1 protein-coding gene is annotated in these 461 nt (G+C 69.6%); it reads right to left on the bottom strand.

Going from position 1 to position 461, the window contains the following annotated elements:
• Nucleotides 1-461, bottom strand: a 461-nt coding sequence (locus EN859_RS35345) for a LysR family transcriptional regulator (protein ID WP_245525871.1), incomplete at both ends; no start/stop codon positions are given.

The raw sequence follows: 461 nt of genomic DNA, 5'->3' as shown, positions 1-461 counted from the left end.
CCCGGCCAGTTGCCGCCGCCGGAACGGATGGCGATGTCGATGTCCTCGCGGGCAAAATCGACGACCCGGTTCGAGGTGTCGACGCGCACCGCCAGCGAGGGATGCGCAACCTGGAACGAGCCCAGATGCTGCGCCAGCCAGTTCGAGGCGAAGGTGAGCAAGGTGGAGACGCAGAGCACGCCGTCGGCGCCGGCTCGGGCCGCCGCATAGGCGCCGCTCAGCAGCGCGAACGCCTCGCTGACGGCCGGTGCCAGGCGCTGTCCGGGTTCGGTCAGTTCGATCTGCTTGGGCCGGCGCAGGAACAGGGGCGCGCCGATGCGCTCCTCGAGCAACTTGATCTGATAGCTCGCGGCGGCCTGAGTCATGCCGAGCTCCTCGGCGGCCTTGGTGAAGGAGAGGTGCCTCGCCACCGCCTCGAACACCCGGATCGCCTGCAGCGGCGGGAGCTGGACATTCTGCCG

The organism is Mesorhizobium sp. M00.F.Ca.ET.216.01.1.1, from assembly GCF_004010325.2.
Lineage (GTDB): Bacteria > Pseudomonadota > Alphaproteobacteria > Rhizobiales > Rhizobiaceae > Mesorhizobium.
The sequence above is the reverse complement of the archived record's forward strand: the minus strand, read 5'-3'. Positions and strand labels throughout refer to the sequence as shown.